Genomic DNA, 19,580 nt, shown 5'->3' with positions numbered 1-19,580 from the left:
AAAGCCGCCGGGGGAACAGCGGCTTTTCCTGCCTGCAGCGGGGTGCAGGCTCCGGCTCTAATTGCCGAACTTGTAGCGCGCGCCGATCATGAAGCGCGGCCCGGTCTGCTGGACCATGATGACCTGATGCTGGTTGCGTCCATGCTGACGATAGATCTCGTCGGTGAGATTGATCGCCTCGGCCATCAAGGTCAGGTTCTCGTTCCAGTTATAGCTGGCATTCACGTCGAGCTGTCCGTATGCCTCGGTGTACACCGGGTTGGGCAGGCCGCCGCCGTCGAAGGTGTTGGCGAGGAACTTGTCGCGCCAGTTGTACGCCGCGCGCACCTGGAACTTCTCGTTCTCGTAGAACGCCACGAGGTTGGCCGCGTCGCTCAGGCCGACCAGCGCGAACTGATCGCTGAGCGAGTAGTTGTTGTAAACCAGGTCGGAGTCCACCTTCGTGTAGTTCGCCGAGAGGCCGAAGCCGGTATCCCCGAACATGTGCTGGATGTTCAATTCCCAGCCGTCGAGCGTCGCCGAGCGCTGGTTGGTCGGCACCTTGATGGCGAATGTCGCGACCGGATCGCCGGGCACGCCGGCGATGCTGCCGGTGTAGATGCCGGAGTTCTGATCGAAGCCGGTAATGGTCACGCCCGGATCGTTGGCGTGATTGGTGAAGATGAACTGGCGAATGCAGGTCAGCGTGCTGCAGCCCGACGCCACTGCCTCGTTGTAGTACCCACCGAGCGCCGGAGTCAGCAGCTCATACGGAGTCTGCTGCTCGATGGAAGTACCGATGTAGTTGTCGATGTTCTTCTTGAAGTAGCCCACCGACAGGTAGCTCGATTGACTGTAGTACCACTCCACCGACAGATCGAAGTTCTCCGACTCGAGCGGCTTGAGCCTGGGATTGCCCTGCGCACCCGTGCCGCCATCCACGCGGACCAGCTGGTCCAGCGTGCGGCCGCCCTGGATCTTGTCCCACAGCGGCCGGCCAATGCTCTGCCCGTAGCTGGCGCGAGCTTTGATGGTGTCGGTGAGGTCGACGGCGAAGTCCAGGCTCGGCAGCACGTAGTCATACTTGCCTTCCAGTCGCTCGAACGTGCCACTGCCTTCCGGTATCTGCAGCGAGAATTCGTTCTCAGCGACCCACACGATGCCGGTGGCAACAGGCACGAATGCGTCTGAGCCCACCGTGGTTTCTTCATAACGCAGGCCGATCGCGCCCTGCATCGGCAGACCCCAATGCCATTGGGTGCTGTATTGAACGAATGCGCTCTTCGACTCTTCCTCGATGCGACGGTCGGTGTTGAAGACCGACGATGCGCGATACAGCGCTTCGTTGCCCACGGCGCGAGCCGCGAGAGCCCGGACCGTCTCGAAGTCGAACGTGAAGAACTGGTTGAACAGTGCCGGGTTGCCGCTGCCGGAAATGTTGTTGAAGTAATGACGGACCGTATCGGCGCGCCACACGTCATCGGGATAATCCGACGGATCGGTGGCACCCGACCAGGTGTCGGCTTGCACGTTCGAATAGGCCGAACGGTTCTTCACATTGGTCAGCGCCACGCCGAAATCCAGTCGCGAGTCTTCCAGGAACTCCAGATCGCCGGTCAGCTGGGCCTGCTTGATGTCGCTCTTCATGTAGCTGTTGCGGAAGCTCGAGCCGGTGACTTCCATTTGCGAGGCGTCGATGCCGTTCTGTCCCGGCGGCAGAACCACGCTCATGACGGGGAAATCGCGTGAGAAATCCGCAGTCGTTGTGCCACGGAAGAAGCCGGCGACGCCGAGCACTGCGTTGGAGCCATACGGACTGTCGGGACCCGACTCGGCCGAGGAGTCGTGATAATCGAACTGCAGGCCGAGGCGGTCGGTCGGCCGCCATTCGACGTTGAAGCCCAGCGACTTGTTCTGGTTCTTGGTGCCGAATTTCGCGCCGCCCATCGACAGGTCGCTGCTGGCTGGCACGATGGTTTCGGAGTAGATCAGCGGCGCCGCCACCGGGCCATCGGTCCAGGTGCTGGAGGAGGGGCCGAAGTTGAACCAGACCGACAACTCGTTGCGCTGCTGCGCGATCTTGTTCTCGGAGTAGGTGTAATCGAGCGTGGTCGTGATCGTGTCGGTCGGAGCATATTGCAATGTCAGCTGGCCGTTGGTGCGCTTACGCTCCACGCCGTTGACGCTGTAACCGAGGTTCTGTGGCACCGAATAGATATCGTTCGGTCCCGGAGCATTGACGATGTTTTCCGAGCCTGGCTCGCCGGGCGTGGGAATGGTGCCCCAGCTGTTCGTGTCATCGCCCCTGAAGGGTTTCCAGCCGTTGCCGACCGAGGCCTGGTTGTAGCCGAAGTCGCGCTCCTGATAGCTCGCGCTCAAGGCGATACCGAATTTGTTGTCGCCGAAAGTCTGGCTGTAGATACCGGAGACTTCGGGCGTGATCGAATCGCCTTGCAGGCTGCTCGGCAGATTGTCCACCGACGTGTCCATCACGCCTTTGGCACCGAAGCTGGTGTGCAGGCCCGGATTGTCGAGCGGGCGCGCGGTCTTGATGTTGATCGTTGCGCCGATGCCGCCGGTAGGCGTCGCTGCGCGACTGGTCTTGAAGACTTCGATCGCCGAGATCGACTCGGACGCGAGGTTGGCGAAATCGAAGGCGCGCGAGGCCGACGCCTGGGTATCTTCCAGTGCCGAGGCGGGCATCTGGCGACCGTTCAACAATACGAGGTTGAAGTCGGGGCCGACGCCGCGGACGGTGACTTTCGAGCCTTCGCCAAGCGAGCGGTCGATCGACACGCCGCTGACGCGTTGCATGGACTCGGCGAGGTTGGTGTCCGGGAACTTGCCGATGTCTTCGGCGACGATGCCGTCCATCACGCCCTGCGAGCTGCGCTTCAATTCCATCGAGGAAGTGAGGCTGCCGCGGATGCCGGTGACGACCACCTCTTCGAGCTCGCTGGTTTGCTGCGAGAAGGCGGGTACTGCCACCGCCGTTCCGAGAATCAAAGAGATAGCACGCGCTACTTTACTGCCCTGGAATGCGCGATCGCTCACGACTCGTACCCCCCGTGTCCATTCGTTGCCAATTTATTGTTGCGCCCGGCGCTTCGGCATATAGACCAGTAAACACCGGATGTAAGCGCTTACAAATTACGGTAGCATGCTCCCGAGCGTTCCGGCAAGCGGCCACTTGCGCGGGATGTGGCGAAGTTTGCGGGATGCGGTCATAGTGACCGCTAACATTGGCCGCGTGACGCACTATCACGATTAAAAATATCGGCGAGTCATATGCTGCAAGGAAAATTGAACATCGCATTCGTGGCACTCACGGTCGCGATCGGGGGTTTCCTGCTCGGCTTCGATGCCACGGTGATCTCGGGCGTGGTGCCGTTCATCAAGGAATATTTCTCACTGAACGGTGCCAGCGGCGATTTGAAACTGGGCTTTGCCGTCAGCAGTCTCGGTTGGGGTGCGATGGCGGGCAACGCAATTGCCGGTCCGTTGAGCGATCGTTTCGGGCGGCGGCGGGTGTTGCTCGGCACCGCGTTGTTATTCGTGCTGTCTTCCCTGTTGGCGGCCTCCGCAACTTCGTTTCCGAGTTTCGTGGTCGCTCGCATCGTGGGGGGGCTGGCCGTCGGCGGGGCCATCCTGATTGCGCCGGTGTATATCGCGGAGATCGCGCCGGCCGAGAAGCGCGGCGGTCTGGTGTCGTTGAATCAATTGATGATCGTCATCGGCATCTCGGCGTCGTTCTTCTCGAACTACTTCCTGCTGAATCTGGGCGAGCACAATTGGCGCTACATGCTCGGCGTGCAGATGGTTCCGGCGCTGCTGTATTTCACTTTGCTGTGGTTCGTCCCCGAGAGTCCGCGCTGGCTGTTGCTGAAGGGCAGAGATGAGGCGGCACTCGCAGTGCTGCGCAGGGTCGCGGGAGAGCAGCAGGCGCAGGAGAATCTGCAACAGATCCAGCGCAGCTTGAACACGAAGGCCGTGTCGCGCGGCTTTCGCGGTTTGTTCGATTCGCGCGTGCGCCTGATCATGATCGTCGCGCTCGGCCTGGCGTTCTTTCAGCAGATCACCGGCATCAACGCGATCTTCTATTACCTGCCGACGATCTTTGCGCAAGCCGGCGGCGGCGTGAACGACGCGTTCCGTCAGGCCGTGCTGGTGGGCGTGGTCAACGTGCTGATGACGTTCGTTGCGATCTGGCTGATCGACAAGCTGGGCCGCAAGCCGTTGCTGGTCATGGGCATCGCCGGCATGGCGCTGTCCTTGTTCGCCATCAGCTGGGCTTTCAGTCAGGAAAGTTACAACGCCCGGCTGGTGCTGATCGCCATCATCGGCTTCGTCGCCTCGTTCGCGATTTCGCTCGGGCCGGTGATGTGGGTGCTGCTGTCGGAAATATTTCCGAACGAACAGCGCGCCGCAGCCATTTCGGTGGCAGGATTCTGGAACGCCCTGGTCAGCGCCACGGTCACGATGATATTTCCCTGGGCGCTGTCTACTCTGAGCTCCGGCGGCACCTTTCTGGTATTTGCATTGTTCGCCACCGCGGCGTTGCTGTTCGTGGTGCTGCTCGTGCCTGAAACCAAAGGCCGTACGCTCGAGCAGCTGGAGAGCGACCTGATGACCGCCAAAGCATGATTGTCACTGCACGACAATGAGTAAGCGAGCTGCCAACAACAACGCCAAGACGCGCGCTGCGACCGCCTTGCCGGATTCCCCGCCCACCCTGGAAATGGTGGCGAAGGAAGCTGGCGTGTCGATCGCGACCGTGTCGCGCATCATCAACGGGACTGCGAAGGTCAGCGCCGAGCGCAAAGATGCGGTCGAGGCGGCCATCGCCAAGCTCAACTTTCGTCCGAATGCCGCGGCACGCGGACTGGCACTCGGCAAGTCCAACACCATCGGTGTCATCACGCAGGCCATCGACAGCCCGTTCTACGGCGAAGGTCTGAGAGGCATCGAGGATTATCTGCAGCAGCGGGGCTACACCGCGCTGTTCATGAGCGGCAATTGGGATGAAGGGGACGAGGAGCGCTGCATGGCCGAGCTGCTCTCCCGGCGCGTCGACGGCATCATCATTTTCTCGGGCCGCTTGCAGGATCGCCAGCTGGCCCAGTACGCGAAGCAGGTGCCGCTGGTGGTGAGCGGTCGCAGTCTCAAGGCGGCAAACATTTTCAGTTTGCAAGTCGACGACGAGCGGGGCGCGCTACTGGCGACGCGGCATTTGATCGAGCTGGGGCATCGGCGCATCGCGTTCATCGCCGGCATTCTCGATCACCCGGACGCATCGCTGCGTTTCAAGGGCTATCGCCGCGCGCTCGCCGATGCGGGCATTGCGCATGATCCAAAGCTGGTCGTGCCGGGCGACTTTCACGAAGAAGGCGGTGTCGAGGCAACGCAGCGGCTGCTGAAGTCTGGAACCAGGTTCACCGCGCTGTTCTGCGTGAACGATCAGACCGCCTACGGTGCGTGCCTCGCCTTGTATCGCAACGGCCTGAATTGCCCGCGCGATATTTCCGTCGTCGGCTTCGACGACCTGCATTCCTCCTCGTATCGAGTGCCGCCGCTCACCTCGGTGCGTCAATCGATCCGCGTGCTGGGTGAGAGCTCAGGCGCGGCCATGCTGCAGATGTTGCAGGGTGAGCAGCCCAACATTGCCTTGCCGCAAGTCGAGCTGATCGTGCGTGAATCGACCGCGGCGCCTGCCAAAGAATGATCAGATGACCGAGCAATTACCGCTAGCCGAGCTGCGTCGGCGCTTCCCCAGCAATTTTGTCTGGGGCGTTGCTACCAGCGCATTTCAGATCGAAGGCGCAGCGCGCGTCGACGGCAAGGGCCCATCGATTTGGGATGAGTTCTGCCGCGTGCCCGGCGCCATTGCCGATGGCGGCACCGGCGATGTGGCCTGCGACCACTATCATCGGCTCGAAGCCGACCTGGATCTCATCGCCGATCTGGGCGTGACGGCCTATCGCTTCTCCATTTGCTGGCCGCGAGTCCAGCCCACAGGCACTGGTGCATACAACGAGCGCGGCATCGGGTTCTACGAGCGTCTGGTCGATGGCTTGCTGGAAAGGAACATTCAGCCCTATGCGACGCTGTATCACTGGGATTTGCCGGCGGAGCTGCAACATCGCAGCGGCGGCTGGCTGGCACGCGACACGGCCTATCGGTTTGCAGAGTACGCGGAAGCGATCTCGCGTCGCCTGGGTGATCGCGTCGTTTCCATCGCAACTCACAATGAGCCCTGGGTCTCGGCGGTGCTCGGTTACGAGCGCGGCGTGTTCGCGCCGGGCGTGAAAGATCGCCGCATCGCTTATCAGGTCAGTCATCATTTGTTGTTGAGCCACGGCCTGGCGATGCAGGCGATCCGCGCGGCGGGCGTCAAGGCGGAAGTGGGGATCGTGTTGAACATGTCGCCGGTGCGGCCGGCTACCGATTCCGAGCTCGATGCGCATCATGCGCGACTGGAAGATGGGCGACTGGTCCGCTGGTACACGGACGCCTTGTTCAAGGGGCAGTATCCGAGCGACATCGTCGAGCATCTCGGCGCCGATGCTCCGGAAATCCAGGCCGGTGATGCGGCGTTGATCGCACAGCCATGCGACTTCGTCGGCATCAACTATTACCACCCGACAGTGTCGAGCAGCTCCAATCCGGCCTCGCCGGCTTCAACCGGCGCAGCGGTCACGGATATGGGTTGGGAGGTCGCGCCGCATGGGCTCTCGGACTTGTTGCTCCGGTTGCAGCGCGACTATCGACTGCCGCCGATCCATATCACTGAGAACGGTGCTGCATATCGCGATCAGCTGGTGGACGGGCGGATCGAGGATGAGCAGCGGCGGCAGTACATCGAGTCGCATCTGCTGGCGGTGGCCGAGGCGATCGACCGCGGGGTCGATGTGCGGGGCTACTTCGTCTGGAGTCTGATGGACAACTTCGAGTGGGCCGAAGGCTATCGCAAGCGATTCGGCATCGTGCACGTAGACTACGCGACTCTGCGGCGGACGTTGAAGCGCAGCGGTCTGTGGTATCGATCGCTGCTCAAGACAGTGACTGTGTGACGATCAGCAGACGCCGACCGGCAGGATCAGTTGAGTTGTCTCCGGCTGCTGGAGGCGGCGGCCGCGGGCGCGACCCTTACTGCTTCGGCTACGAGGTCCGGCGTGGATCGCTGAAAGGGTATCGCGAGCCGCTTCCGTGGCATCGGTTGCGGACTCGTAGCCGAGCATGCACGTGAAGAGATCGGCCATCGGCGTGTGCTGATAGCTGTGCAGCTCGTAGCTGTAACCGTCCTGGTCGTAAAAAATCCGTGCGTATCCGTGCTCGGTATGGAGTAGATCGACCAGCGTGCGCATTGCCTTCGCCAGCAGGGTGAAACGAGACTCGACCGATGCATCGAGAGTTGCCATAAGCCGGCAGTATAAGAAGTACAGGGGGCCGAAAAGAGGCGACCAGTCCGCAGCCTGAATATTTTCGGGGAACGCCTTATTCATTTTCCGCCGCCACGGTCGGCGTTGACTTGGCCATGGACCGGGCGCGCGCCCGAGGGCTCGGCTCGGCCTGTTTTAGCAAGAACTCTCGGTCCGCCGTCACTACACTCGTCGCTCATGCGACAGCGACGTCGCGATCAACAGGGCGAGAGTGCATCCATGAAAGTGGTGATCACGGGCGGCACGGGATTTCTCGGTCAGCGTCTGGCGGCTCGCATCCTCGAGCAGGGGGCATTGTTCGCGCCGTCGGGTGAGCGTCGGCCGGTGAGCGAGCTGATGCTGTTCGACAGCCGCATCCCGGCCGATTTCACGGTCGCCGATCAACGCGTCAAGCTGCTGGAAGGCGACATCGCCGATCGGGCCACCGTGACCAAACTGATCGATCGCCCCGATATCGCGGTCTTTCATCTGGCTTCGGTTGTCAGCGCCGGCGCGGAGCAGGATTTCAATCTGGCGATGCGTGTGAACCTGGATGGCCACCGGTACTTGCTCGAAGCGCTGACTGCGCTGGGTTCTCGTCCTAGATATGTGTTCACCAGTTCGCTGGCCGTGTACGGCGGCGACGGCGCGCTGCGCGAGGTGGATGATCCCACGCGGCATATTCCACAAACCACCTATGGAATGACCAAGGCGATCGGCGAGCTGCTGGTCAACGACTACAGCCGCAAAGGTTTCATCGACGGCCGCAGTGCGCGGTTGGGCTTCGTGATCGTGCGACCGGGCGCGCCGAACCGTGCGGCTTCGGGTTTCGCGAGTGGAGTGCTGCGCGAGCCGCTCAATGGTGAAGACTATGTGTGCCCGGTGCCGTTCACGACCAAGGTGGCGGCGATCGGTTATCGCACTGTCATCCAGGGATTGCTGGCGCTGCATGAAGTCGATGGCGCCAAGTTGGGTGCCGATCGCTCGGTCAATCTGCCCACGCTGACGGTGACGGTTGGAGAGATGATCGAAAGCCTGCGACGAGTCGCTCGCGACCGGAAGCTCGGCGCCATCAGCGAGCAGCCCGATCCCTTTGTCATGAAGGTAATATCGGCCTGGCCCGAGCAGATGCTGGCGACACGAGCCAAGGCGCTTGGGTTTCCGCGGGATGAGAGCGTGGATAACATCATCCGCGCGTACATCAGCGACTACCTCGAGTAAGCCATGGACCAGAAAAAAGTTGCAGTCGTCACCGGCGCCGGCAGTGGCATTGGGCGGAACGCCGCGCTTGCATTGGCGAAGAAGAATTTTGCAGTCGTGCTCGCGGGCCGCAATCTGCAGAGTCTGAACGAGACTGCATCGATGGCCGGTGGCGCGGACATGCTTGCGGTAGCGACAGACGTGACGCGGCCGGATTCGGTAGCGCAGCTGTTCGAGAAGACGCAGGCGGCTTTCGGTCGCGTCGATGTGTTGTTCAACAATGCTGGCGCCAGTGCGCCGCCCGTACCTTTCGAAGAGCTCACTGCGCAGCAGTGGGACGCTGTCGTCGCAGTGAATCTGACTGGTGCATTCCTGGTCGCACAAGCCGCGTACCGCGTCATGAAAGATCAGACGCCGCAAGGGGGTCGGATCATCAACAATGGCTCCATCTCCGCCCATGCGCCCAGGCCGAACTCGGCGCCCTACACGGCGACCAAGCATGCCATCACGGGGCTGACCAAGTCGTTGTCGCTCGACGGTCGCAAGCACAACATCGCCTGCGGGCAGATCGACATCGGCAACGCGGCCACGACCATGGTGAACACGATCTCCACGGGCGTCATTCAAGCCAACGGCTCGCTGCTGGCGGAACCGACCATGCCCGTCGATCATGTAGGCGAGGCCATCGCCTACATGGCCGGGCTGCCGCTCGAAACCAACGTTCAGTTCATGACGGTGATGGCGACCGCCATGCCATACATCGGCCGCGGCTGAATCCGGAGCAATACGCGAGCGTGCGGCTCGACGCCGCTCAGGCGAGGTTGTATTTTCTCTCGCCGTGAACTCCTCCAACGAGGCGCCGCAGACATGGCTCGAGCCAGATACGCTGCAGTCATCGCCGTGCTGCTGGCGATGACTGCATGTAATAGCAATGAGCCCCAAGCTCCCGCATCGAAGCGCACTGACGAAGTGACGCACGAGCTGGCGGGCACGCGCTGGGCGTTGGTGCAACTCGACGACAAGCCGATAACGCTCAGCGAAGGCGGCCGCGAGCCGTACATCGCGCTCAATTCCACTGATCATAGTGTGGCGGGGCACGCGGGCTGCAATCGGCTCTCGACGACATATAAACAGACCGGTGCGCAGCTCAGCTTTGGCGATCTCATCACGACGCGCATGTACTGCCCGGATCTGCCGATCGAGACCGCACTCGTGGCAGCGATGCAAGCGACGGCGGGCTGGCGGATCACGGGCTCACAGCTGGAACTGCTGAACGCTCAGCAGACGCCGGTCGCGCGGTTCGAAGCCAGGAATCTTTGACTCGTGCGGCGCATGCCGCTGCCTCGTGGGGTCTGGGCGCTCGGCCTGGTCAGCCTGTTCATGGATGTTTCTTCGGAAATGATCCATGCGTTGCTGCCGGTGTTCGTGGTCGGCACGCTCGGCGCCGGCGCGATCTGGCTGGGAGTGATCGAAGGCGTCGCTGAAGCCACGGCCAATATCGTCAAAGTGTTCTCGGGCGCGCTGTCGGATCGATGGGGTAAGCGCAAATCGCTGGCGCTGCTCGGCTACGGTCTCGCCGCGATTACCAAACCACTGTTCCCGGTCGCGGGTAGCGCCGCTACAGTCTTCGCTGCACGTTGCATAGATCGTATCGGCAAGGGAATTCGGGGCGCGCCGCGCGACGCGTTGGTTGCCGACTACACGACGCCGGAGCAGCGGGGTGCTGCTTATGGATTGCGCCAGTCGCTGGACACGGTAGGTGCGTTTGTCGGGCCCCTGCTCGCGATCGCTCTGCTGATGATGCTGGCGAACGACGTTCGCGCCGTCTTCTGGATCGCCGTCATTCCGGCGCTGATCGCGGTCGCGATTCTGTGGGTTGCGGTGAAAGAGCCGCCCCATCTCAAGCCCATGCGCAAGCGCGTCGTGGATCTGCGCCCTCGCGATCTGCCCAAATCGTTCTGGGTGATCGCCATCATCGCGACGTTCTTCACATTGGCGCGGTTCTCCGAAGCATTTCTGATCCTGCGCGGCGCCGACATTGGATTGAGCATCACCTGGACGCCGCTCATCCTGGTGGTGATGAACCTCGCTTATATGTGTTCGGCCTATCCGGCAGGCCTGTTGGCAGATCGGATGCCACGCCATCATCTGCTACTGCTGGGAGCTGCCGTGCTGGTGCTGGCGAACGTGATGCTCGCCGGCGCCCACGATGCCGCGGTCGTGTTGTTAGGCGTCGCTCTCTGGGGGCTGCACATGGGGCTGACCGAAGGCGTGTTCACCGCGATGATTGCGGACGCCGCGCCGACGGAGCTGCGGGGCACGGCCTTCGGTGTATTCAATCTCATGCGTGGTCTTTTGTTGCTCCTGGCCAGCGTCATCGCGGGAATCATGTGGGAAGCGAGCGGTCCTGCCGCAACATTCATCACCGCCGCGGTGCTGGCGGCATTCTCGATGTTGCTGCTGATGGCATCGCGCAGTATGTTGCGCTCATGACCGCCAAGGACGTGATTCAGTCGCTGCAGCTCGCTCCACATCCGGAGGGCGGGTGGTATCGCGAGATCTATCGCTCCACGGATCGGGTTCAACGCGGCGCCGAGTCGCGCAGCGCGACGACCGCGATCTATTACCTGCTCGAGCGTGAACAGCTCAGTCGCTGGCACGTCGTCGACGCCGATGAGATCTGGCACTTTTACAGCGGTGCTCCGCTCGAGTTGCTGGCTTACGACCCCCAGTCCCGGCAGCTGAATCGCCACTTGCTTCACTCTGCAGCGGCGGATGCGCGGCCGGTGGGTGTCATTCCTTCCGGCGTCTGGCAAGCCGCGCGCAGCCTGGGTGAGTATTCGCTGGTCGGTTGCACCGTCAGTCCGGGATTCGAGTTTTCAGGCTTCAGGTTCACCGCCGACTTGCCCGATCATCGCGCGCACTTCGTCGGCGAGTTGTCCCAATACTCGGCGTTGCTATAGCGCCTTCGCTGGTGACGGAGAGATATGACGCAGTCGAAGTCGCTCCGCCGCCCGCTCAAAGCATCGCTGTGTTGGGTCGTGCTTCTCGGTCTCGCCGCAAGTTGGACAAGCCACGCTGAAGCCCTGTGGATTCGTGCCGGCAAGGTGATCGATGTGGAGCGCGGCCGCGTGCTCAGCGATCAAGCAATTCGCATCGACGGCGAGCGCATCGTCGCAGTCAGCGACTATAGGGCGGATGCGAACGCGGGTGGTCGCTGGCTGGATTGGTCCAGCTACACCGTGCTGCCCGGCTTGATGGACATGCACACTCATCTGGCGGACTACGTCACCTCCTCGGAGGTCGCCGCTCCTTTGTATACCTCGGCGGCCGACACTGCGCTTCAAGGTGTCGACAACGCACGTCGGACGCTTCGAGCTGGATTCACGACTGTGCGTGATGTGGGTTGCTATCGCGCCTTCACTGATGTCTCCCTCCGTAACGCCATCAATCGCGGCATCATCGACGGCCCCCGGATGTTCGTTGCCGGCGCGTATATCACCGTCAGTGGCGGCGGCGGCGAGGTGACTGGATTCGCGCCCGATGTCGTCGTTCCAGCGGAAATGCGGCGCGGCGTGGCGAACTCGGAACTCGAAATCCGGCAGCGGGTTCGGGAACTGATCAGCGGTGGCGCGACATTCATCAAGATCATCGCGACGGGCGCGGTGCTGACAGCCGGCACGACGCCTGGCGCTGCCGAGTATTCGGAAGCTGAGATACGAGCGGCAGTGGACGAGGCCGCCCAGTATGGAGTCTTCGTCGCTGCCCATGCGCACGGTGCCGAAGGAATCAAACGAGCCGTGCGCGCCGGCGTTCGCTCCATCGAGCACGCTTCGTATCTCGACGACGAAGGCATCGCGCTCATGAAGAAGCACGGCACCTGGCTGGTGGCCGATATCTACAACGGTGACTACATCGCCGAGATCGGCCGACGCGATCATTGGACCGAGGAGATCCTGCGCAAGAACGACGAGACGACGCAGACACAACGCGACGGTTTCACCAAGGCCGTCAAAGCCGGAGTGCACATCGCGTTCGGCACGGACGCTGGCGTCTATCCTCACGGCGACAATGCACGTCAGTTCTCTTATATGGTGCGTTATGGACTGACGCCGATGGATGCAATCCGAGCCGCAACGTTGAACTCGGCGCAGTTGCTCGCCAAGGAGCGCGAGCTCGGTTCCATCACGGCCGGCAAGTTCGCCGATCTGATCGCCGTGGAGGGTGATCCATTGCAGGACATCGACCGGCTTCGTCAGGTCCGCGGCGTCGTCAAAGCCGGCCGGCAGATCGGCTTAGACTAAAGCCATGAGCGCCAACCCGTTGCCGCAGCGTCGAATGGGTTTCTGGATGTGCCTGGCGCTGGTGATCGGCAATATCGTCGGCTCCGGCGTTTATTTGTTGCCGGCGTCACTTGCACCGTACGGTCTCAATAGCATCTTTGGCTGGCTCATCACTGCAGGCGGCGCGGTCGCCCTGGCGGTGGTCTTTGCCCGGCTCGCGAAGCTCTTTCCAAAGGCCGGCGGGCCGTATGCTTATGCGCGCGTTGCGTTCGGGGACCGGGTAGGTTTTCTCACAGCCTGGGGCTATTGGATCGGCGCCTGGGTCGGCAATGCGGCCATTGCGATTGCGACTGTCGCCTATCTCGCCGAACTGATTCCGTGGATCAAACATACGTCGGGCGGGCCTGCGATCGCTTCGTGCGTGATCATCTGGGTGCTGACCTATGTGAATTGGCGGGGTGCGCGCGAGGTCGGCGGCTTGCAGATAGTCACGACGGTGCTGAAGCTGCTGCCGCTGATCGCGATCGTCGCGTTGGGGCTGTGGTTATTGATCACAGCCGACGCATCGGTCATCAAGGCCGAACCGCCCTCGTTTTCCCTGTCCGCAATCAACTCGTCCGCGATCCTGACTTTATGGGCGTTTCTCGGATTGGAGTCGGCCACCGTGCCTGCGCGCGCTATGGACAATCCAGAGCGCAACATACCGCTCGCAACTTTCTGGGGCACCATGGTTGCAGCAGTCATATACATCCTGACGTGCTCCATCGTCGTGTTGCTGCTGCCGAGCTCGCAGCTCGCGGACTCCAGTGCGCCGCTCGCCGATGTGATTCGAATGTTCTGGGGCGAAGGCATCGCCAGCACGCTGGCGCTGTTCGCGTTCGTCAGCGGCTTCGGCGCGCTCAATGGCTGGATCCTGCTGCAAGCGGAGATGCCGCGCGTGCTGGCCAATGAAGGTGTGTTCCCAAAAGTGTTCGCTCGCGAGTCGCGACATGGCACGCCCGGGGCGTCGCTGGTGATTACCAGCCTGTTGCTCACCACCCTGGTGTTGATGAATTACAGTCGCTCCATGGTGCAGGTGTTCACCTTCATCATTCTGATCGCGACATCGACGTATCTGGTCATGTATCTGTGTTGTGCCGTGGCCGCGCTCAAGCTTTGCTGGAACGGCTTGCTGGGGCCGGCGGGCCGGCGGCTGTCTCCATTCTTGCTAATAGCGATGCTCGCAGCCGCGTATTCGCTGTGGACGCTGTTCGGTGCCGGCGCCGAGGCGTTCTGGTGGAGCCTGGCGCTGTTCGCGGCAGGGCTGCCGGTTTACTGGTTGATGCAGCGGCCGGGAACCGAGGCTCGACCCGGCGCTCCGACATATTGACTGACAATTCACTCGCCAGCGGGCCGTGCGGCGATGCATACTGCTGGCAAATGCAACCGGTTACACTCCGGAAAGTAGCCATGGGATTCGACCGCCACGAAGGCGGAGCGAGGGGGGTTGGATGAACCAGAACACCTATGACGCCATTGTCGTCGGCACCGGCATCAGTGGCGGCTGGGCGGCCAAAGAGCTGACCGAGAAGGGGTTGAAGACGCTGGTCCTGGATCGGGGACGCATGGTCCGGCACGTTCAGGACTATCCGACCGCGACCACGGATCTATGGGACTTCCCATATGCCGGGCGCGCCACGCCCGAAGAGTTGCGGCGTCACGAAACCGCCGCTCGCACTGGTTACGCGATCACGCAGGCGACCAAGCATTGGTGGGTGGACGACACCGAGTTCCCCTATACCGAGAAGCAACGCTTCGACTGGATCCGCGGCTATCACGTCGGCGGCCGCTCCATCATGTGGGGCCGGCAGAGTTATCGCTGGAGCCCGATGGATTTCGAAGCCAATGCCAAGGACGGAATCGCGGTCGACTGGCCGATCCGCTACGACGACCTCGCCCCCTGGTATGACCATGTCGAACAGTTCATCGGCGTCAGCGGCCAGAACGAAGGTTTCGCGCAGTTGCCCGACGGCAAGTTCCTGCCGCCGATGGAAATGAACTGTGTCGAGAAACATTTCAAACAGGCGGTGTCCGACAAGCTGGGCCGCCAGATGACGATCGGACGCGTCGCGCATCTCACGGCACCGCTGGCGCACAGCCCGCAGCGAGGCACCTGCCAGTATCGAAACATGTGCATTCGGGGCTGCCCGTATGGCGCCTACTTCAGCAGTCAATCGAGCACACTGCCGGCCGCCGAGAAGACCGGCAACATGACGCTGCGGCCGAACTCCATCGTTTACGAGATCATTTTCGACGAGAAGACGCAGCGCGCGACTGGCGTGCGCGTGCTCGATGCCGAGACGCGGGAGCAGACCGAGTTCTTCGCCAAAGTGATTTTCCTGTGCGCATCGACGTTCGGCTCGACGTACATCATGATGAACTCGATCTCCAAACGCTTCCCGAACGGCTTCGGCAACGACAGCGGCGAGCTCGGCTGCAACATCATGGATCACCAGCTCGAGATCGGCGCCCGCGCCATGGTCGACGGCTTCGACGACAAGTACTACACCGGCCGCCGCCCGAACGGCATTTACATTCCGAGATATCGCAACGTCGGCAAGGACAAGCGCGATTACCTGCGCGGCTTCGGTTATCAGGGCGGCGCTTCACGCGGTGGTTGGACCGGGCTGATGCTCGATACCAAGCTGGGTGAAGCGTTGAAGGAGCGCGCGGCGGAGCCTGGTCCCTGGTACATGGGAATTGGCGGCTTCGGTGAGATCCTGCCGTATCACGAGAATCGCGTGACCATGGATCATTCCAAGAAGGACAAGTACGACATGCCGGTGCTGGCGTTCGACGCCGTGCTGAGGCAGAACGAACTGGCGATGCGCAAGGACATGGCCAACGATGCGGCTGAAATGCTCGAAGCCGCAGGTTATCGCAACGTGCGCAGCTACGATCGCGAGATGGGCATCGGCCTGGGTATTCACGAGATGGGTACGGCGCGCATGGGGCGCGATCCGAAAACGTCCGTGCTCAATGCGTGGAATCAGGTGCACGCTTGTAAGAACGTCTATGTCACGGACGGCTCGTGCATGACCTCCGCGGCGTGTCAGAACCCGTCGCTGACTTACATGGCGTTGACCGCGCGGGCCTGCAATCATGCGGTCGAAGAACTCAAGCGCATGAACATCTGAGGTGACTCATGAGTCTGGACAACGCGAACATGAATCGTCGCCAGGTGTTGCAGCGGGTCGCCTACTTGATGGGCGGCGCAGTGTCGGCGCCCGCGGTGCTGGGGCTGCTCAATGGCTGCTCACCCAAGCAGGAAGCATCGGTCTGGCAGCCCGCTTTCTTCAGCAAGGAGCAGGGCGCGATCGTGGCCGAGGTCGCGGAGATCATCATTCCTCGCACCAAGACGCCGGGCGCGAAGGATGCCGGCGTGCCCGGGTTCATCGACACCATGCTCAAGGATCTTTATGAGCAGGAAGATCGCGATCGGTATCTGGCGGGCTTGCAGGAATTCGACGATGCCGCGCGCCAGGCCCACGGCAAGCCGTTCGTCGAGCTGAGCAAAGCTCAACAAACCGAGCAGGTGCAGAAATTCAACGACGACGCCATCGCGACCGAGCTGGCCTACGATCCGCGGCCGAAAGATTTGAAGCGTCCGTTCATCCTCATGACTCGCGAGCTGACGCTGCTGGGCTTTTTCTGCTCGGAAGTCGGCGCCACGCAAGTCTTGCAATACGTTGCCGTGCCCGGTGGCTTTCAGGCCTGCGTCCCGGTTGCTGAAGCGGGCAACGGCAGGGCCTGGGCGCAGGAGGCGATGGGGCGTCTGTGATCGTTACCGACGCAGCAGCCGGCGGCGCAGTACGCCGCTGGCGCTGGTCGATTCGAAGATCAGTAACAAGCCCAGCGCAATCAGCAGCGGCAGGAACTCGTAGACTGCGCGATAGGCCAGCACCGCGCCAAGCAGTTTCGACGGCGGTACCTGCGGCAGCATCAGTAATAGCGCCGCCTCCAGCACGCCCAGCCCGGCCGGCACACTGCTGAGCTGGCCTGCGACGAAGGCGATGCAGTAGATCGCGATGAACGCCGGCCAGCTCATGTTCAGCTCCGGCGGCATGAACACGTAAAGAATCCCCGTCATCAGCGAGATTTGCGCGAGTCCGATGATCAGCTGCAGCGAGGTGTCGCGAAATGTCGGCACCGGCAGCGTTTGCCCGCGTATCACCAACGGTGTTTTGCGGCGGATGACGAACGTCAGCCAGCCGATGTCCTTCGCCAGGCCGATTGCGCCAAGCAGCAGCACCGTGCCGGTTGAAAGGCGCAGCGCCTGTGCTGCCGTCTCAGCGTTGAGTAAAAGCGACAAATCGATCAGCCAGCCGACGCTGAAAAAATAGGGCATGGCGGCGATCACGACGACTGTCGCGACTTCTCGCGCCGATAAGCCTACCGTCGCATACATGCGATAACGCAAGGCGCCGCCACTGACCAGTGCGAGACCGATGGCGCGCCCGATCGGGTTCGAGATGATCGCGGTTCGAAACGCGATCGCGTACAGCGCGCGGCCGCTTGCCATGCGTACCGCAATGCCTTCGTAAATTCCGACCAATGCATAGAGGCCTGCGCTGAACAGCAGGCCGAGCATGACGGTGGCGTGCGGCTGCGCGAGCAGCTGCTGTTTTACATCACCGAAATCGATGCTTTCGAGTCGATCGGCCAGCACCCAGCCGGCCAGAGCGAGCATCGGAATCCACAGCAGCGGGGCCCATTTCTTCATGTAGCTGAACGCGCGGATACGGGTCTTCGATCATCTCAAATCGGCCGCTTCGCGCGGCATCTGCAACCCGATGCAATTCGTTCAGGTGGACGGGCGTTCCCTGTCTTTGCCCCTCGCGCACCCCTTTTGTCCGACGCTGCCGGGCACAAAGCTCTCATCCGTCGTGCAAGCGTCGGGCTGTGCCCGACAGCTGCCCTTCTACCAGCTGCCCGAGCGAACCGGGCCCGGCTGTGCCGCGCAGTGCTGGCGGATGAAATCCATGTGCTTTGGCATGGCGTTGGCGCAGTTGGCGATGACGGAGCGGACCTGGAGCACGCGCCGGCGTGATTCGTCGGCGGATAACGTGTCGCAGACGGGATCGTAGCCGCGGGGCACGATGCCCTGGCCGATGAACACTGCGAACCAGCTGGTGTCGGTGAAGAGCTCGGTGTCCTGACGGAAGATGCGGCCTCGACTGCGGAACAGCTCCATCCTTTGCTGCAGGCTCTCCGGGATGCTCATGGTGCGGCACTGGTTCCAGAACGGCGAGTCATCGCGCGTAGTTGCGTGATAGTGGAGGATGAGGAAGTCGCGAATGCGCTCGTACTCGAAGGTGCAGGCCCGATTGTATTCCTCGATGTCCGCGGGTTCGAAGTGGCGGTCGGGAAACAATGAGAGGAGCCGCGCGATGCCGCTCTGGATCAGGTGAATGCTGGTGGACTCGAGCGGCTCCATGAATCCTGAGGCAAGGCCAATGGCCACGCAGTTGTTGATCCAGAAGCGCTTGCGGCGTCCGGTCACGAACTTGAGCAGTCGCGGGTCGGCGAGCGGCCGTCCGTCGAGATTGGCGAGTAATGTTTGTGCTGCCTCGTCATCGCTCAGGTGGTTGCTCGAGTACACATAGCCATTGCCGGTGCGATGCTGCAACGGAATGCGCCACTGCCAGCCGGCGCCGCGTGCGGTGGAGCGCGTGTAGGGTATGGGCTCTCCCACGTTTTCAGAGGGCACGGCCACAGCGCGGTCGCAGGGCAGCCAGTGGGTCCAGTTCTCATAGCCGCTCTTGAGCGCCTGCTCGATGAGCAGGCCGCGAAACCCTGAGCAGTCGATGAACAGGTCCGCTTCGATGCGCTCTCCGCTCGCGAGTTGCACCGATTGGATGAAGCCGCTCTCGCCGTCGAGCTGCACGTCGACCACCTTGCCTTCAGTGCGCACTACGCCGCGCTTCTCCGCGTAATTACGCAGATAGCGCGCATACAGAGCCGCATCGAAATGAAATGCATATGAGAGCGTCGCGAGCGGCGTGTTGCCCGCCTGCAGCGGCCGCATGAACCGTCCGTTGCGGGCCGCGACTGCAGGCAGTGAGTAATCGTCGAGATCGGTAGGCTCGCGGAGCGAACGCAGTTTCAGCCACCAGGCATGGAAGGAGACGCCCTTGATGTCGGTGCCGAAGGGGCCGAAGGGATGCAGGTAGGTGCGGCCGATGGCGGCCCAGTCCACGAACTGGATGCCGAGCTTGAACGTGCCCTGCGTCTGGCGCACGAAGTCGTTCTCATCCAGGCCGAGCAGCCGGTTGAAGACCGAGATCATGGGAATGGTTGCTTCGCCCACGCCCACGCTGCCGATCTCTTCGGACTCGACCACGCGAATCGCGCAGTAATCGTTCTGCAGCACCTGCGACAGCGCGGCGGCCGTCATCCAGCCGGCCGTGCCGCCTCCCACGATGAGCACGCTGCGAATACGCATGTCGGACACGGCTTCTTCCTTGGCTGTTGGGCTGCGTTGCGCACGACGAGGCGCGGAACTCACGTGCTGCTGTATCAAATGGACAACAACGTCGTTACGTGAAGCGTACGTGCTCCTGACCAGAATTGTCCAGCGATGGTCAAGCCGAACAAGGACTTGAGATGGGGTAAACAGCGCACAATTAGCGCAATTATCTGCGCTTTCGATGGCGCGCAA

16 protein-coding genes are annotated in these 19,580 nt (G+C 62.0%); 12 read left to right on the top strand and 4 right to left on the bottom strand.

The features are described from left to right. Nucleotides 1-57 precede the first annotated feature (57 nt). Nucleotides 58-3,033: a TonB-dependent receptor gene (locus D0550_RS06975; protein ID WP_116808397.1), complete on the bottom strand. Its 2,976-nt coding sequence runs from the start codon at nucleotides 3,031-3,033 to the stop codon at nucleotides 58-60. A 234-nt stretch (nucleotides 3,034-3,267) separates the two neighbouring features. Between D0550_RS06975 and D0550_RS06970 the strand changes: the two genes are divergently transcribed. From D0550_RS06970 to D0550_RS06960, 3 genes are read left to right on the top strand one after another with little or no spacing between them, the layout of a single operon-like run. After that, entirely contained in the window at nucleotides 3,268-4,623 is a 1,356-nt protein-coding gene (locus D0550_RS06970) for a sugar porter family MFS transporter (protein ID WP_116808396.1), read from the top strand. A 16-nt stretch (nucleotides 4,624-4,639) separates the two neighbouring features. Further along, on the top strand, nucleotides 4,640-5,701 hold the full coding sequence (locus tag D0550_RS06965) for a LacI family DNA-binding transcriptional regulator (protein ID WP_116808395.1): 1,062 nt from the start codon (nucleotides 4,640-4,642) through the stop codon (nucleotides 5,699-5,701). A gap of 4 nt (nucleotides 5,702-5,705) precedes the next feature. Then, a complete protein-coding gene (locus D0550_RS06960; RefSeq protein WP_116808419.1) occupies nucleotides 5,706-7,049 on the top strand; it encodes a GH1 family beta-glucosidase in 1,344 nt (447 codons plus the stop codon). 3 nt (nucleotides 7,050-7,052) lie between these two features. Here D0550_RS06960 and D0550_RS06955 read toward each other — a convergent pair whose 3' ends face one another. After that, nucleotides 7,053-7,481: a hypothetical protein gene (locus tag D0550_RS06955; protein ID WP_153067075.1), complete on the bottom strand. Its 429-nt coding sequence runs from the start codon at nucleotides 7,479-7,481 to the stop codon at nucleotides 7,053-7,055. 156 nt (nucleotides 7,482-7,637) lie between these two features. Between D0550_RS06955 and denD the strand changes: the two genes are divergently transcribed. From denD to D0550_RS06910, 9 genes are all read left to right on the top strand, one after another. Then, the gene (denD, locus tag D0550_RS06950; protein ID WP_116808418.1) at nucleotides 7,638-8,618 is read left to right on the top strand and encodes a D-erythronate dehydrogenase; all 981 of its coding nucleotides are present in this window, start codon (nucleotides 7,638-7,640) and stop codon (nucleotides 8,616-8,618) included. Between the two features lie 3 nt (nucleotides 8,619-8,621). Continuing rightward, nucleotides 8,622-9,371, top strand: coding sequence for an SDR family oxidoreductase (locus D0550_RS06945; RefSeq protein WP_116808393.1), 750 nt, complete (start codon nucleotides 8,622-8,624; stop codon nucleotides 9,369-9,371). A 93-nt stretch (nucleotides 9,372-9,464) separates the two neighbouring features. Further along, a complete protein-coding gene (locus D0550_RS06940; protein ID WP_116808392.1) occupies nucleotides 9,465-9,917 on the top strand; it encodes an META domain-containing protein in 453 nt (150 codons plus the stop codon). Nucleotides 9,918-9,929: 12 nt separating this feature from the next. Next, entirely contained in the window at nucleotides 9,930-11,090 is a 1,161-nt protein-coding gene (locus tag D0550_RS06935; protein WP_116808391.1) for an MFS transporter, read from the top strand. Further along, nucleotides 11,087-11,560 (top strand): cupin domain-containing protein, encoded by a 474-nt coding sequence (locus D0550_RS06930; RefSeq protein WP_116808390.1) that lies wholly within the window; start codon nucleotides 11,087-11,089, stop codon nucleotides 11,558-11,560. Before D0550_RS06935 ends, D0550_RS06930 begins: the two co-directional genes overlap by 4 nt. Before the next feature lie 24 nt (nucleotides 11,561-11,584). Further along, nucleotides 11,585-12,901, top strand: coding sequence for a Xaa-Pro dipeptidase (locus D0550_RS06925; protein ID WP_116808389.1), 1,317 nt, complete (start codon nucleotides 11,585-11,587; stop codon nucleotides 12,899-12,901). Nucleotides 12,902-12,905: 4 nt separating this feature from the next. Beyond that, on the top strand, nucleotides 12,906-14,249 hold the full coding sequence (locus D0550_RS06920; RefSeq protein WP_116808388.1) for an amino acid permease: 1,344 nt from the start codon (nucleotides 12,906-12,908) through the stop codon (nucleotides 14,247-14,249). 121 nt (nucleotides 14,250-14,370) lie between these two features. Then, nucleotides 14,371-16,056: a GMC oxidoreductase gene (locus D0550_RS06915; protein WP_116808387.1), complete on the top strand. Its 1,686-nt coding sequence runs from the start codon at nucleotides 14,371-14,373 to the stop codon at nucleotides 16,054-16,056. A gap of 8 nt (nucleotides 16,057-16,064) precedes the next feature. Next, nucleotides 16,065-16,700, top strand: a complete 636-nt coding sequence (locus D0550_RS06910) for a gluconate 2-dehydrogenase subunit 3 family protein (RefSeq protein WP_206606142.1) — start codon at nucleotides 16,065-16,067, stop codon at nucleotides 16,698-16,700. A gap of 3 nt (nucleotides 16,701-16,703) precedes the next feature. Here the strand turns inward: D0550_RS06910 and D0550_RS06905 are convergent, their stop codons facing one another. Both D0550_RS06905 and D0550_RS06900 read right to left on the bottom strand, forming a co-directional pair. After that, nucleotides 16,704-17,510, bottom strand: a complete 807-nt coding sequence (locus tag D0550_RS06905) for a lysylphosphatidylglycerol synthase transmembrane domain-containing protein (RefSeq protein WP_153067074.1) — start codon at nucleotides 17,508-17,510, stop codon at nucleotides 16,704-16,706. A gap of 330 nt (nucleotides 17,511-17,840) precedes the next feature. Beyond that, on the bottom strand, nucleotides 17,841-19,364 hold the full coding sequence (locus D0550_RS06900) for a tryptophan halogenase family protein (RefSeq protein WP_116808416.1): 1,524 nt from the start codon (nucleotides 19,362-19,364) through the stop codon (nucleotides 17,841-17,843). Between the last annotated feature and the right edge of the window lie 216 nt (nucleotides 19,365-19,580).

This window comes from Steroidobacter cummioxidans (genome assembly GCF_003104955.1).
The sequence above is the reverse complement of the archived record's forward strand: the minus strand, read 5'-3'. Positions and strand labels throughout refer to the sequence as shown.

Bases quoted from the DNA above. Each gene is read 5' to 3' on its own strand.
- D0550_RS06970 (WP_116808396.1), top strand. From the start codon at position 3,268: ATGCTGCAAGGAAAATTGAACATCGCATTCGTGGCACTCACGGTCGCG.
- D0550_RS06965 (WP_116808395.1), top strand. From the start codon at position 4,640: ATGAGTAAGCGAGCTGCCAACAACAACGCCAAGACGCGCGCTGCGACC.
- D0550_RS06960 (WP_116808419.1), top strand. From the start codon at position 5,706: ATGACCGAGCAATTACCGCTAGCCGAGCTGCGTCGGCGCTTCCCCAGC.
- D0550_RS06955 (WP_153067075.1), bottom strand. From the start codon at position 7,481: ATGAATAAGGCGTTCCCCGAAAATATTCAGGCTGCGGACTGGTCGCCT.
- denD (WP_116808418.1), top strand. From the start codon at position 7,638: ATGAAAGTGGTGATCACGGGCGGCACGGGATTTCTCGGTCAGCGTCTG.
- D0550_RS06945 (WP_116808393.1), top strand. From the start codon at position 8,622: ATGGACCAGAAAAAAGTTGCAGTCGTCACCGGCGCCGGCAGTGGCATT.
- D0550_RS06940 (WP_116808392.1), top strand. From the start codon at position 9,465: ATGGCTCGAGCCAGATACGCTGCAGTCATCGCCGTGCTGCTGGCGATG.
- D0550_RS06935 (WP_116808391.1), top strand. From the start codon at position 9,930: ATGCCGCTGCCTCGTGGGGTCTGGGCGCTCGGCCTGGTCAGCCTGTTC.
- D0550_RS06930 (WP_116808390.1), top strand. From the start codon at position 11,087: ATGACCGCCAAGGACGTGATTCAGTCGCTGCAGCTCGCTCCACATCCG.
- D0550_RS06925 (WP_116808389.1), top strand. From the start codon at position 11,585: ATGACGCAGTCGAAGTCGCTCCGCCGCCCGCTCAAAGCATCGCTGTGT.
- D0550_RS06920 (WP_116808388.1), top strand. From the start codon at position 12,906: ATGAGCGCCAACCCGTTGCCGCAGCGTCGAATGGGTTTCTGGATGTGC.
- D0550_RS06915 (WP_116808387.1), top strand. From the start codon at position 14,371: ATGAACCAGAACACCTATGACGCCATTGTCGTCGGCACCGGCATCAGT.
- D0550_RS06910 (WP_206606142.1), top strand. From the start codon at position 16,065: ATGAGTCTGGACAACGCGAACATGAATCGTCGCCAGGTGTTGCAGCGG.
- D0550_RS06905 (WP_153067074.1), bottom strand. From the start codon at position 17,510: ATGCTCGGCCTGCTGTTCAGCGCAGGCCTCTATGCATTGGTCGGAATT.
- D0550_RS06900 (WP_116808416.1), bottom strand. From the start codon at position 19,364: ATGCGTATTCGCAGCGTGCTCATCGTGGGAGGCGGCACGGCCGGCTGG.